A 16,292-nucleotide genomic window follows, 5' to 3' on the forward strand; every position below is an offset into this window, starting at 1 on the left:
GAGATGATCCCATGGCTTTACAGCCGCAGAAGCTGGATAAACAGAACATTGAAAATATGTTAGGTATCACTACGATCCAAGAGGGACTGCTGTTTCATCATTTAATGGAACCGAACGGAACAGCTTATTTTGAACAACTGCTGATCGAAATAGACGGACCGATAGATCGAGACATTTTTGAACAATCATGGACGAATGTCACCAAACAGCATGAAATGCTTAGAACATTGTTCAGATGGCAGGAACTCGCAAGACCAGTACAAATTGTGCTGAAGCAGCACCAGCCAGACATTCGATATCGTGATTTGACACAAGCTAAGGAGCCTCTTCATGTGCTGAAAGAGGAGGTGACGGCACAGAACCGAGAAGAACGCTTTGATCTGCAGGAAGTCCCATTTCGCCTGACGTTATGTGAAGTGAATGATGAAGTCAGCTGGGTTCTCATTAGCTTCCATCACATTTTATTGGACGGATGGAGCCTTGGGATTGTATTAAGCGATTGGATGAGTGCATATGAGCGCTTATCGAATGGGGACAAACCTCTTCTTGAACAAAGACCGTCCTACCAATCATTTGTCAAATGGCAGCAGAAAAACCTTCAACAGACAGAAGCACAAGCCGCCTATTGGAAAAATGTTTTCAATGGCTGGAGTTATGCAGAACTGCTTCCGAAGTCAAGCGGCGCATATGAAAATTCAGAAGTTTTTCATCAATATGAACATCAAGTGGATACTTCCATTGCGGAGAGCCTGAGCAAATTCACGAATCAATATGACGTGACGCTCGCATCTGTGATGTATACGCTGTGGGGAGTTTTGCTATCTAAGTATGCCAACCAAGATGATATTGTCTTTGGGACAACAGTATCAGGGAGAAATGCGGATGTCCCTCATATTGAAAAGATGACAGGGCTGTTCATTAACACATTGCCGCTGCGGGTCTCATTCGAACAAGAGCGGCCGATTCTTGAACAGATGCAGGAAGTGAGTCGTGAGATAGCTGTAAGAAATGAATATGAACATACACCGCTATCTGATTTAAAGAAATATGCAGGAATGACGGCAGAGCAATCGTTATTTGATTCAATCGTCGTCATTGAAAACTATCCACTAGATCAAATGCTCACGAAAAACGATCAGCCTATTCGTATTCGTGGATTTGAGATGACTGAGCAGACAGAATTCGATCTCACGCTTAGTGTCCAGGCGTTTGATGATCAGCTGCACTTTTCATTGGTGTATAACCCCGTCAGCTTTTCAGCTGAACAAATCGAAAAGTGGTGTCAGCATTTTCTTCATCTCCTGTCTGATGCCTGTGCTCATCCGCACAAATCTGCTGCTCAGCTACAGCTGCTATCAGAAGAAGAGAAAGAAAAGCAATTAGCGGTCTTCCGGCAGTATGGCGGGGCAACATCTAGCAATGAACCAACGGTGATTGACCTTTTTGAAGCACAAGTGGAACGAACGCCAGCGGCAGCCGCAGTTGAGTTTGGCGATACGACGGTTACATATGAACAACTCAATAAGAGAGTGAACCAGCTCGCACATTATTTACAAAACAAAGGAGTCAAACAGGAGCAGCGTGTCGGCATTTTAGCAGAGCATTCCATTGAAATGGTGATAGCGTGCTTAGCGATCTTAAAAGCTGGCGGTGCATACGTGCCGATTGATCCTGAATACCCGCAGGAACGAATAGAATATCTATTAGAAGACAGCGGAGTAGAATGGCTCTTAACTCATCCAATTAAAGGGCTCACCTATGCTTATCATGGAGAAAAAATTGATATCACACAGCCGGATCTATACACCGGACCATCAGACAACTTGGCAGAAGCCATCACCTCAGACCAAACAGCCTACTGCATTTATACATCAGGTACGACCGGAAGACCTAAAGGTGTACTCATTCATCATCTTGGCTTAGCCAACTATATTGATTGGGCGAAGCAAGTATATGTTCGAGGAGAAACAAGGCATTTTGCTTTGTATACTTCACTGTCCTTTGACCTGACGGTTACTTCTATTTTCACGCCGCTCATTTCAGGAAATACCATCATGATTTACCACCATGAAAACCGGCAGCTGCTTGTCGAAGACATCATAAAAGATAATCGCGTACATGTGATGAAACTGACACCATCTCATTTACAGTTTATTAAGCATTTGTCTTTCCCAGACAGCCAAATGAAATGTTTCATTTTAGGCGGAGAACAGCTGGAAACATCTCTAGCGAAATCCATTCAGCAGTCCTTCCCGCAGCCAATTGAAATTGTGAATGAATATGGACCAACTGAAACGGTGGTTGGCTGCATGATTCATCGATATGACCAGGATTTTGATCAAGACGTGTATGTACCGATTGGAAAGCCTGCACAGCATACAGATATTCTTCTTTTTGACAGACATATGAATCTCATGCCGGAAGGAACCGTCGGTGAATTATATATTGGCGGGAAAGGTGTCGCAAAAGGGTATTTGAATCGACCGGAACTCACCGAAGAAAGGTTTGTCGATCACCCTTTCCAGCCAGGTGAAAAAATTTATAAAACAGGTGATGCAGCCCGCATTCTGCCTAATGGGCTCATTCAATTTTTAGGTCGAAATGATGATCAAGTGAAGCTGAGAGGCTATCGTATTGAAACAGGTGAAATTGAATTTTGGCTGAATGAACAGCCAGGTATGAAAGCAGCAGCTGTTGTTGTAAAGCCAGATGCTTCTGGTACACCATGTTTGGCCGCATATGTTGTCACGACAGCCAGACTTGATCAAGCTGCAATGAAACAAGCGTTGGCTGATCAGCTGCCGGATTATATGATCCCAACTCACTTTGTTCAATTGGATGATATGCCCCTGACTGCCAATGGCAAACTAGATAAACGGGCATTACCTGCTTTGAAACAGGCGCAGCAAACGAATAAGCAGGCGGGTGCTGCCCATCTTTCTGATACTGAGAAAGTCATTCAAGACATCTGGAAAAAAGTCCTCGGCTTAGATGAGGTAAGTGTTCATGACAAATTCTTTGACATTGGCGGGCATTCACTCAACTTAATCCACGTCAATCAACAGCTCGCTAAGCAATTGAATCAAAGCATTCCAATGGTCGAAATGTTCCGCCGTCCAACGATTAGAGAGCTTGCCGCATATTTAAGCGGCGATTCAGAGCAGGTAGCGGCAGGCACGCAGCCTGTGAAACAAAAGACAAGAAAAGCGAATGAGCCGATTGCCATTATTGGAATGGCTGGTAAATTCCCTGGTGCGAAAAATGTTGAGGCATTTTGGCGAAATTTGAAGAATGGAGAAGAATCAATTTCCTTCTTTTCCGATGAAGAACTGCTTGAAGCTGGTATTGACCGTCAGACCTTCGAACGACCCGATTATGTGAGGGCAAAAGGTGTGATTGATGGACCTGATTTATTTGATGCATCCTTCTTCGGCTATTCGCCAGGTCAGGCAGAAATGATGGATCCTCAAATACGCCTCCTGCATGAGTACGCATATAAGGCGCTGGAAGATGCGGGGTATGTGCAGGAAGATTATACGGGTAAAGTTGGGTTGTTTACTGGGTCCACATCGAATTTTCAATGGATTCAGCGTTTTGCAGCTTCCCTTGATAGCAGTATGTCAGAGCTGTTTGAAGTGGGTTCACTCAATGATACGTACACCGTAAGTACAAGAATTGCCCATAAATTGAATTTGAAAGGACCGGCGCTCACGCTGCAAACCGCTTGTTCGACTTCTTTGGTCGCTTTGCATTTGGCCTGTCAATCCATTGCAAATGGTGATTCAGATGTAGCTCTTGCGGGAGGTGTGTCGATCCTGCACCCAGTGAAATCAGGCTACGTTTATCAGCAGAACATGGTGAAATCAAGCGATGGCCATTGCCGCGCCTTTGATGATCAAGCAGATGGAACTGTTGGAGGAGATGGTGTTGGTCTTGTTGCTTTAAAAGCACTTAGTGAAGCCATAGAAGATGGTGACCATATTTATGCGGTCATTAAGGGCTCTGCTATTAACAATGATGGTGATCAAAAGGTTGGTTTCAATGCTCCAAGCGTTGAAGGACAGACACGTGTCATTCAGGATGCCTTACATCAAGCAGATGTTTCACCAGATACGATTGAATATGTGGAAACACATGGAACTGGAACATCACTTGGTGATCCGATTGAAATAGAGGCGCTCACAAAGGCTTTCGACACAGAGAAAAAACAATTTTGCCGTATTGGGTCTGTCAAAACCAATATTGGACATTTGGATGCAGCGGCAGGAGCAGCTGGCTTGATCAAAGCTGTGCTTTCGCTTCAGCATCACACATTTGTACCTAGTCTTCACTTCAAAAAAGCCAATGAAAACATTGCATTTGAGCATAGCCCTTTCTTTGTAAACACTGAGCTGACTGACTGGAAGCAGCCAGCTTCACATTTGCGGCGGGCTGGGGTGAGCTCATTTGGAATGGGTGGAACCAATGCACATGTCATATTAGAAGAAGCACCACAAAGAGATCGTCAGCAAATGCCTCGTTCTGCTGAGCTGCTTGTTCTTTCAGCAAAGAGCAAAACGAGCTTGGAACGAATGAAAGACAAACTCGTAAACCAAATAGAAAACACGCCTTCTATCAATTTGGCAGACGCAGCTTATACTCTGCAAACAGGAAGACAGTTCTTTGGTTTCCGTCAGGCATTTGTTGCGGCAAGCAGAGAAGATGCTTTGCGAGTATTAACAGAAAAGCAAGGCAAGGGCATTGGAAAGCTCATGCATTCGCATGTGGAGCAACAAAAGATTATTTTTATGTTTTCTGGACAAGGCAATCAATATCTCAATATGGGATTAGATTTGTACCGGGAAGAGCCTTACTTTAAGAAGCAAATGGATGCTTGTTTTCAAGCATATGAAGAAGCAACGGGGCGAAGTCTTGCCCGTATTCTTTACCCATTAGCGGCTGAAACAGACAAGGCGCGTGAAAAATTAGCAAGTACTCAATATGCACAGCCGGTCATTTTTGCCATTGAATATGCCTTATCCATGCTCTTCATTGAATGGGGCATTCGTCCTGATGCAATGATCGGTTATAGCTTTGGCGAATTAACGGCGGCCGCTATATCAGGGCTATTCAGCTTAAAGGACGCAATGTCCATGGTCGCCTATCGTGCGAATGCGATGCAATCGTCACCAGCTGGCGTCATGATGAGTGTTCCATTACCTGAGGAAGAGCTAAAACCGATGCTTCCAAAAGATATTTCTCTCGCGGTTGTCAATGATTCCTCATGTATCGTGTCAGGTCTAGAAGAGGCGATAAGTGAATTTGAACAAGAGCTGAAAAGCAACAGATTGATGTGTATGCGGTTAGGTGGAACCATTGCTGCCCACTCACATGTCATGAAGGAGGCAGCGGAGCAATTCGGAGAAAAATTAAAGCATATGAAAGCCAAAACACTTCGTATTCCATTTATTTCGAATTTGTCAGGAGATTGGATGACAGATACGAGTGCGAAAGATATGTCTTATTGGAAAAGGCATATGACCGATACAGTTCGCTTTGCTGAAGGCATCACCAATATTTTACAAGAGGACAATATTCAATTAATTGAGATTGGACCAGGACAAGATTTAAGCGTGATGGTCAACAGGTCATTGAACGGCCTGAATCAGCATGTATGTCATGTGCTCAGACATGCAAAACAAGATGTGACGGATACAGAATTTTTACTTGGGCAGATCGGACGTCTATGGACAAACGGATTATCCATTGATTGGAACAGGTTCCATCTAAACCGTCAGCCGCGGAAAATGCCGCTGCCAACGTATGCGTTTGATCAAACTTCCTATTGGTATGATGCAGCAGATCGTGTAAAGCACGAAAAACCAAAGCAGTCTGGACGAAAGCAGCAAATGGATGAATGGTTCTATACCCCTCATTGGGAAGCGGATCTTTTACCTTGCGTGCCATCAGATGATTCGTCTGCCGGAGCCTTGCTTTTGTTTGCAGAGCCATCTGCTTTCGGAGAGAAGATTGCGGCTGAGCTCCTGACGAAACGGAACGAGTTCGTATTGGTTCGTAAAGGAAATGAATTTACGAAGCATGACGAAAAAAGCTATACCATTCGGTCACATGAGCCATCTGATTATGAAAGGCTCATATCAAATCTGGCAGATGACGAAATCAACGTGTCAGAAGTTTGTCATCTATGGGGGCTTTCAGAACGACAGCCATCTCACACGGAAGAAGAATGGGTGAAGCAAACGCAGCAAGATGCTTATTACTCCTTGCTTTATATCGGCCAGGCATTGAAAAAATATGTTTTGGACCAAAAGGTATCGATTACCGTTCTTTCCTCATTGACGTATGCCGTTGGCGGGGAGCCTGAACTTTATCCTGAAAAAGCGATCCATCTAGGACCTGCCATGGTTATTTCACAAGAAACACCGAACTTGCGTTACCGCATTCTTGATATTGATCGCCCGGTGGAAAATGGGGTTCAAGAAAAGCGATTGCTGAAGCAAATAAGCGATGAGCTAGATCGAGCGTATGGACCGCTTCTCACGGTCTATCGACGAAATAAGCGATATGTGAAAAAGTATGCGAAAGGTTCAGTTCCCGAAACAGGACATGCTCATTTGGCTAAAAAAGATGGTGTATACATTTTAATTGGCGGACTTGGGTTTATTGGATTGAATATCGCCCAGACTTTGGCCGAGCAAACGAAGGGAACCTTAATCTTAACGAGCAGGTCTGGACTCCCTGATAGAAGCAAGTGGCAAGAATGGCTGTCTACGCACGATGAACAGGATCCAACAAAGAAAAAAATACAAAAGGTAATGGCACTGGAAGAGACAGGCGCAGACGTTCTCATACAGAAAGTAGACGTTCGTCACAGGGAAGATATCCAGCAATTGATCAACACAGTGGATGCGTCATATGGACAGATCGACGGTGTGATCTATGCAGCTGGAGTGACAGGCGACCAATCTTTCCGGGTGATGGAGCAAACAGATGTCACATTTTCGGAGCCGCATTTTGAAGCGAAGATGAATGGCGTACTTCATCTTGATGCCGCCTTAGGTGATCGATCCCTTGATTTCTGTTTTGTCCTGTCATCTTTGTCACCGATCTTGGGCGGCCTCGGTTTTACAGCCTATACAGCTGTGAATCATTTCATCGATGCGTACGTGTATGAACGCAATCTACGTTCAGAAACACAGTGGTCTGTCATTAGCTTTGACGGCTGGGAATTTGAGCAGGGGAAGCAGCTCGATCTTCCAATCGGAGATGATGTCACCGAAACGTTAATTACAGAAAAAGAAGGAAGAATGATCTTTGAACGATTGCTTTCACTGGATCAAGTGGAACAAATGGTTATTTCGACAACATCTTTACATGATCGTATTCACAGATATGTAGACCGTTTATCCCGTGAGGAAGAGAGCGGCGGAGAGCATGTACAAGATGGAAACTTGTATTCTCGGCCAGCGCTTTCAACGAATTATGCGGCACCTGAAACAGAGCTGGAGAAGGAATTAAGTCAACATTGGCAAGCATTCTTTAAGATTGATGAAATTGGCATAGATGATCATTTCTTTGAAATGGGTGGAGATTCTCTTAAGGCGATTACCTTCATTGGCATCATTCATCGTGCATTTAGTGTAGAGCTGACGCTGCCACAATTTTTCCAAATACCTACGATACGATTAATGGCAGAATATATCGACCAAGCAGATACTGCTGCTTATCATGCGATTGAAAAAGCCGAAGTGAAGGAGCATTATCCTCTGTCGTCTGCGCAAAAACGGTTGTATCTCATGCAGCAAATGGATGTAAACAGCACAGGATACAACGAGTTTAAAGCGGGACGAATCAAAGGAAAACTCGATATCAGCAGGTTGGAATGGGCATTTCAGCAGCTCATTAAGAGACACGAAAGTTTGCGGACAGCGTTTGTACTAGAGAATGGCGTCCCTTATCAAAAGATTGAAGAAGAGGTACCATTTGCAGTCACATTGTTTGACCTCACAAAGGGATCGACACAAGGATCTGAGGAAGATCAAAAACAAGTGATTGAACAATTTTTGACTGCCTTTACGTTAAGTGAAGCTCCATTGATGAGAGTCGGTGTGATGAAGCTGGCAAAAGAGGAATTCGTGCTCATGCTGGACATGCACCACATTATCTCAGACGGTCTTTCTCAAGATATTTTGGTCAACGACTTTATGCAGTTATATGACGGCAGGACGCTTGAGCCTCTCGCTCTGCAATATAAAGATTTTTCAGAATGGCAAAATGACATGCTTGCGTCTGAAGCACTGAAAGAATCGAGTGATTACTGGAAAAACCGGTTAGAGGGTGCCCCGCTACTTGATCTGCCAACAGATTTCGATCGGCCAGAGGTGAGACAATTCCGCGGTGGGCATTATACGTTCCGTATAGAAGAAGCAGAGCTGAACGCGTTTAAGCAAATGATTTTAAAAGAAGACGCCACTCTGTTTATGGGTCTGTTAAGTGTGTATCAGATTTTGCTTCATAAATTAAGCGGACAATCAGATATCACGGTCGGGGTTCCGGTAGCAGGCAGAAAACAAGAGGAGCTGCAGCAAGTCATCGGTATCTTTGTCAATATGCTGCCACTTCGTTTATATCCTAAAGCAGAGCTGACGTACCAGCAATTCCTTCAGGATGTGAAGGCACATGTCATCGGTGATTTCGGACATCAAGAATATCAATATGAACAAATGGTTCAAGACCTCCAGTTAAGCCGGAGTGTCAGCCGGAATCTATTGTTTGATGCTGTGTTCGCTTTGCAAAATATGAATCAGCCAGAACTGAAGGTAGGCGGTTTAACCTTTAGTGATTATCCGTATGAGACAGGAACGTCGCGCTTTGATTTACTCTGGATTGCGTATGAGCAGGAAGATGGTCTTTCTTCAACGATTGAATATAATACTGAGCTTTTCAGTGAGGAAACCATTCAGCGGATTGCAGGCTTGCTGAAAGACATCATGCGGGCTGTTTCAGCAGATGCGATGAGAATAGAAGAGATCGAACTGACTTCTTCATTCAAGCAATTAGACGACGTATCTCTTTTCGAATTAGATGACTTAAAAATATAAGTAAAGAGGTGAATGGAAGAGTGATTGAACATGATGATTTTCAACTGAAAGCAGCGGCGAAGGAAAAGGCGAGGGAAAGAGCCTACTGGACATCTGTCTTATCAAGTGTCCAGCTTGATGGCCGCATTCCTCATACGGTTTCGCAAGCCAAGCCTGCTGAAATAAACCGATCGCTTCATTCGTCCTTCCCTATGGCTATGAACCATTCGTTAAAGCAATTATGTGGAGATTCTGATTTACGCCTGTTTATCGTGCTGACCACAGCCGCTTTTGGCTTGCTTCAACGTTATAGCGGAAAAACTGAGTTGATGGTGACTGTTCCTACAATGGAACAGTCTGCCAATCAATCAGCCATTAATCATATGCTGCCGCTTAAGGCAGAGATTGAGCCTCATATGAGCTTTAGCGCAGGGCTAGAGGCGGTGAAACTAACGTTTCAGGAGGCAGTGCGTCATCAAAACTATCCTGTTCATATTTTAATGGATGAGCTTTGGCGATCAGTAGGAGAAGACAAGAAGCGTGTCAATCTGGCATGTGCGTTTGAGCCATTGCATGGGCATGCTGACCGAGAGCAGCTGCATGCGGATGTGCTCATTGTTTGGAAGAAAGAACAAGATCACCTTCATGCTGAAGTTCACTGGGATGCTTCCATTTATGACGATCAAATGATGGAGCAGTTCTCCAGACATTTCATGACACTCACAGAGCAATGTCTCAAAACGCCTGAACAAGCGATGAGCACACACTCATTTTTATCTGATATGGAGAAAAGTCAGCTGTTTGATTCGTTTCAAGGAGAGTCGCTCGCTTATCCAGTGGATCGTGATATTGTGTCGTTATTTCAAGAACAAGTCCAATTGCATCCAGCACGAAAGGCCGTTATGTTTGGCACCACCTCCTATACATATGAAGAGGTTGATGATTTATCGGATCGCATTGCGCTTAGACTGTCTCAAAGTGAGATGACACGTGAGACTCCTGTTGGACTCAGAATGAACCGGTCTGCTGAACTGGTCATTGCCATTCTTGGCATCTTAAAGGCTGGCTATGCTTATTTACCGATTGATGTCCATCTGCCGATCGAAAGAATTCGGTATATGCTCAAAAACAGCGGCGCTGCAGTTATTGTCTCGGATGCGGACGGGCACGAAGGATTGGATGTCGAGGTTCATGTGATTCAAGACATGCTTCAAGAATTGCCAATAAAAGAGAATCTGACTTGGTCTATTTCGCCTTCGGATATGGCGTATGTCCTGTATACATCAGGAACGACAGGGCATCCAAAAGGGGTCGTTATTGAACATCGTCATGTCATTAATTTGGTATATGGAATGAAAACGCGCTTTTTTGATCTGCTCCCTGATCCTTTGCAAGTAGGGATGCTGGCTTCACACATTTTTGATGCGTCTGTTCAAACATTGTTCCCGGCATTGCTCCTCGGGCATACGCTGCATATTGCCAAAGATGAAGTCCGTATGGATGGGCATGCATTATGGTCGTTTTACCAAGAAAACCACATTCAGCTGTCTGATGTGACCCCTTCTCACTTAAAGCTGATGAACAAGGCAGCAGCGCAATCAAAACAAGACCTGCCTGCTTTGAACATGCTGCTGGTGGGCGGAGAGGTGTTCACAAAAGAGCTGATGGATCAATTTTTACAGCATATATCAGGTGAAAAACCGATCATGATTAATGCGTATGGGCCGACTGAATGTACGGTTCAGTCATCATCCTTTTTGATTCCCCATGACTGGGACGAGCAGGTCATTCCTATTGGGCAGCCGATGCCGAATGAGCATATTTTCATATGTGACGCGCAAGGGGAGCCAGTTCCGATTGGCGTCTTTGGCGAACTATATATAGCAGGCGATGGTGTAGGTCGTGGGTACATCAATCACCCTGATCTGAGCAAGGAGAAATTTATCAAAAAACCAGAGCTGAGCAGCGGGATGTTATACGGTACGGGAGACCTTGCAAGATGGCGGTTTGATGGGTTGATAGAATTTGCTAAAAGAAACGATGGCCAAGTGAAAATCAGAGGGTATCGAATTGAGCTCGAGGAGATCCGCAGAGCGATTCTTGATGACCCGCATATGCAAGGACTGATTCAAGATGTCATTGTCATTCCTAAGGAAACGAAGGATCAGGACCAATACATTTGCGCATATATGCTGGCAAAACAAGCGATAGATCAGCGTGCGCTTCGTCAGTCTTTAAGTGAAAGGTTACCAGGTTATATGGTGCCGAGGCATGTCATTCAAATAGAACAATTTCCTTTGAATCTATCAGGGAAATTGGATATCCAAGCACTGCCGAATCCAGAAGATCAAGTGGCAGGCAATCAAGAGCCGTTGACCATTCAAGCACATAATGAAACAGAGCAGAAGCTTGTTCGCATTTTCGCATCTATTTTACAAGTCCCTGCTGCGCAGATACGTATAGATGAACCGTTTTTCGATTTAGGCGGGAACTCTTTTAATATCGTTGAACTGTCCAATAAAGTGAAAGAGGAATTTCAGCAGGAGCTGACAGTGATGGAGCTGTTCCAATATACAACTGTTTCGCAAATAGCCGCTCAATTGAGAAACAAAGTCTCAGGGCAAGAGAAACAGATCGAAAATGATGGAGAAAATGAAGCGGATGACTTAGAAAGTGCCGCTCAACTGTTAGGCGGGATGATAGATGAGTAAGTTCACAGGATTAGAGGTTGCAGTGGTTGGGATGGCCTGCCGTTTTCCGGGAGCAAAGAATATTCATCACTTTTGGGACAACCTTGCAAATGGAAGAGAGTCCATTACGTTCTTTTCGAAGGAAGAGCTGCTTGAGGCAGGGGTTGAGAAAGAAGCATTAGACCATGAGCAATATGTACGTGCCAAAGGAGCAGTCGATCAGCATGATCACTTTGATGCAGATTTCTTTGGTTATTCACAGCGTGAAGCAGAAGTAATGGACCCGCAAATCCGCATGTTTCATGAGGTGGCATGGGAATCCCTTGAAGATGCAGGCTATAACCCTGAAACCTATCAGGAACCGATTGGTTTATTTGGAGCTGCTTCTGCTAATTTATATTGGCAAGCTGCTTCCATGCTGATGAGAACGAATCACTCATCTGAACAATTTGCGGCTGTTCAGTTAACAGATAAAGATTTCATGAACACAAAGGTATCCTACAAATTGAATTTGAAGGGACCGAGCGTAGCTGTTGATACAGCTTGTTCTTCCTCTTTGACTGCCATTCATATGGCGGCGCGCGCCCTGATTACCGGAGAATGTAAAATGGCACTCGCAGGCGGCGTCACCATTACGACCCCTCACAAAAAAGGATACATGTATCAAGAGGGCATGATCATGTCGCCGGATGGGCACTGCCGGGCTTTTGATGAACAGGCAGAAGGAACCGTTGGCGGCGAGGGCTGCGGTGTTGTTGTGCTCAAATCATTAAAGCAGGCACTAAAGGATAAGGACCATATCTATGGCGTGATTAAAGGTTCAGCCTATAACAATGACGGCGGGCGGAAGGTTGGCTACACAGCACCAAGTATAGAAGGACAAAGCGAAGTCATTAAAAAGGCACTCAACATCAGTCGCGTAGAAGCTGAGAGTATATCTTATATTGAAGCACATGGCACAGGTACGACTCTTGGAGATCCAGTTGAAATTGAGTCACTAAAGCAAGCCTTTCAAACGGATAAAAAACAGTTTTGTGCGATTGGGTCTGTGAAAACCAATATTGGTCATCTTGACTCAGCCGCAGGGATTGCAGGTTTTATCAAGACAACGCTTAGTCTGTACCATCAGATGCTGCCGCCTAGCCTTCATTATAAAAAACCGAATCCGAAAATTGATTTTGAATCAAGCCCATTTTATGTAAATACAACACCCGTACCATGGACGAAATCAGAGCAGCCGCTGCGTGCCGGGGTCAGTTCATTTGGAGTCGGCGGAACGAATGTACATCTGATCATGGAAGAGGCACCCGCCGCCGACAAACCGTCAGTAGAAAGAGATCATGAACTAATGGTGATTTCGGCAAGATCGAAGCAGGCGGTTCAAAAGTCTGCTGAACAAATGACATCTTATTTAAAAGAACATAAGCATGTCACACTATCCGATGCTGCATTTACCCTGCAAGAGGGACGAAAGCATTTTCCTTATCGACAAGCTTTTCTTGCAGGTCCGGGCCGCACATTCCAGTCAGCCGGCCAGCCGCAAAAGGCCTTTCAACAGCCTGCGGTCGTTTGGATGTTTTCTGGTCAAGGTGCTCAGTATGTGAATATGGGCAAGGATTTATATGAGAAAGACCCTGAATTTAAAGAAACGCTTCAGAAATGTTTTGCCATTATTTTATCGTTATCAGGTGTTGAGATCGAGAACGTGTTATATCCAACAACCGAAGAAGAGTTCATAAAAGCAGAACAACTTATGCAGCAAACATCATATACACAAATCATCTTGTTTAGTTTTGAGTATGCGCTCGCATCGAAGCTGATGGGACTAGGCATACGTCCGCATTATTTCATTGGTCATAGTATTGGAGAAATCACAGCTGCCTGCGTGGCCGGTATGATCAACCTTGAAGATGCCATCCGGATCGTTTTAAAAAGAGGCAGTTTGATGCAAAAAATGCCTCCAGGTGAAATGGCCGGTGTGTCACTCCCTGCCGATGAGATTGAACATGATCTTCCAGAAGGTGTCGAGCTTTCTGCAGTGAATAGCTCACAATTATCTGTTGTTTCCGGTCCTTCAGAACGGTTACAGATTTATCTCGAACAAGCTGAAAAAAGAGGAGCTTCTGTCCAAAAGCTGAAAACCTCTCACGCCTTTCATACGAGTATGATGGCTGAAGCGTCCAAACAGTTTAAGAACGTTCTCTCGGAGATCACCTATCAGCAGGGCGAGATTCCGATCCTTTCGAATGTGACAGGGAGCTGGTTAACAAATGAACAAGCCGCATCACCTGATTACTGGGCATCTCATATCAGGCAGCCTGTTTTATTTAGTCAAGGAGTAGAGACGTTACTTGGACTTGGAGAAGTGGTTTTCATTGAAGTGGGGCCAGGTCATACGTTAACTCAATTTGTGAGACGACATGATAACTATGATGTGAACAAAGCAGCGGCTGTTTCATTGGTGAGACATCCAAAAGAACAAGCTGCTGATGATGAATATATGAAAAAGGCTATAGGGAAGCTGTGGAGTTTCGGAGTGGAACCGAATTGGAGCGCTGTCAGAAAAGAAAAGGCTCCATATCGAGTGTCACTGCCAACATATCCATTCGAGCATCAAATATTCCCCTCTCCGCAGTTTAAAGCGGATCAGCTGATGACCGCTTTAGCGCCATCAGAAAAGGGGGAGAAACTCTCAGCTGATTTTCAAGACTGGTTTTACATCCCGGTATGGGAGCGCTCTGCACCTGTACTAAAAGAGAAGCATCATCAAGGGAAGCGTATCTTGGTTTTTGAGAAAAATGGTCATATTGGCGCTTATTTGAAAGAACGGCATGCAGAGGTTGTCAGCGTATGTCAAAGTGATCATACGATCAAAGAAAATGACCAGTTGATGAAGGCTGACGTTCATATGCTGTCACATTTAGAGTGGGTGATGGCTGAACTGCAGCAATCTGAATTTATACCGGAAGAGATCATCTGGATGCATGATGAACTAACAGAAGATACCGATGATCAGCCAAACTACTTATCTGTGCTCGATCTCGTCAGGCTGATCAGCCAGTATCATAACACAGCCATCCGTCTTCATCTTGTGACAAACCAAGCGCATGATGTAATCGGGATGGAGAAGGTCAATCCTCTTCAAGCAACATGTACTGGGCTGGCTCTGACCATTCCTCAAGAATATCAGCATATTGCGTGTCAGCACATTGATTTATGTAAGGAAACAAAGGCGGACTGGCCGCTATTTCTTTCATACGAGGTTGCAATGCACGATCAAGATGCGGTCGTGGCGTATCGCGTGAACAGCAGGTGGGTTCGAAAGGCTTCAAGCACCCCTTTAAACAAAGAGGAATCGTCCAAGCAGCCTTTCAGGACTCATGGCGTTTACCTCATGACCGGCGGTATGGGGGGCATTGGCTTCACATTAGCTAAACATTTAGCAGAAACGTATCAAGCGAAACTTGTGTTCATGAGCCGAGTACAAATACGTGAACGCTCTGCATGGCATGAGCTTCGTGATGCAGATGGGAAAGAAGCTGAGACCGTGAAAAAGCTGATGACTCTTGAAGAGTTAGGAGCTGATGTACAAGTTGTACACGGTGATGTATCAGATCAAGATGCTGTGCAGAAAGCGGTCCAGCTGGCTCATACGTCATTTGGTGATTTACATGGTGTCATTCATGCGGCAGGAGAGGCAGATGGGAAGATCATCCAAGCAAGAACAGCAGACGATGAAATTCGCATGTGTCAGGCAAAAATCAACGGGACCTATGTGCTGGATGAAGCACTCAAGGATGAAACGCTCGACTTCTTTTTACTTTGTTCATCCCTTGTGTCCTTTCTTGGAGCGGCTGGACAAGTGGCTTATGCGGCTTCCAATGCTTTTATGGACAGCTTTGCTCATGCGAAGAGGCAGGAAGGGAAGCCAGTGATTTCTTTAAACTGGGATCGGTGGGAAAAAGTCGGTATGGCACACGACTCAGCATTAGCGGCCAAAGTCAATGACATGATGGCACTTGAGGAGCAGGCGGGAATTTTACCAGAACAAGGGATAAAGGCCTTTCAGGAAGTGCTGCGTCTAGATTATCCGCAAATTCTTGTTTCCGTTCGAGACATGGGTGAGAGAATGAAACATCGCTTAACACCTATGCAGCAGGAAGAAGAGCCGTCTCAAGAAATATCGCAGGTCATAGATGATCGTCTAGAAGCATCATTGAGTGATGTACTCAGCTCCTTTTTTCATCATGAACCGGATGTGAATGAGAACTTCTTTGAAATGGGTGCGACATCCCTTGATTTGCTGCAGATGAGCGGTCATATCAAATCAATTTATGGCATAGAGGTTCCGGTGGTCATGATGTATAGCCACCCGACGATCGCGTCATTGGCTGCAGAACTGAAGAAGATACATGGAGTAAAGGAAGAAAAGCAAGCTGTCACTGAATCATCTAATCTCCGTAAACAGGCGATGGCAGATGGGAAAAACCGCCGTAAACAGAGATTAAAACGAAAATAGATG

3 protein-coding genes are annotated in these 16,292 nt (G+C 44.7%); all 3 read left to right on the forward strand.

All coding sequences use genetic code 11. The features are described from left to right. The first annotated feature begins 11 nt into the window (after positions 1–11). The 3 genes from C6Y01_RS14555 to C6Y01_RS14565 are packed head-to-tail and all read left to right on the forward strand — an operon-like array spanning position 12 to position 16,289. Positions 12–9,101, forward strand: coding sequence for a hybrid non-ribosomal peptide synthetase/type I polyketide synthase (locus C6Y01_RS14555; RefSeq protein WP_106038393.1), 9,090 nt, complete (start codon positions 12–14; stop codon positions 9,099–9,101). A 20-nt stretch (positions 9,102–9,121) separates the two neighbouring features. Beyond that, a complete protein-coding gene (locus C6Y01_RS14560; protein WP_106038394.1) occupies positions 9,122–11,791 on the forward strand; it encodes a non-ribosomal peptide synthetase in 2,670 nt (889 codons plus the stop codon). Beyond that, positions 11,784–16,289: a type I polyketide synthase gene (locus C6Y01_RS14565; protein WP_106038395.1), complete on the forward strand. Its 4,506-nt coding sequence runs from the start codon at positions 11,784–11,786 to the stop codon at positions 16,287–16,289. The genes C6Y01_RS14560 and C6Y01_RS14565 overlap by 8 nt, the downstream gene beginning before the upstream one ends. Positions 16,290–16,292 lie beyond the last annotated feature (3 nt).

This window comes from Bacillus sp. NMCC46, assembly GCF_002998465.1.
GTDB lineage: Bacteria > Bacillota > Bacilli > Bacillales > Bacillaceae > Bacillus.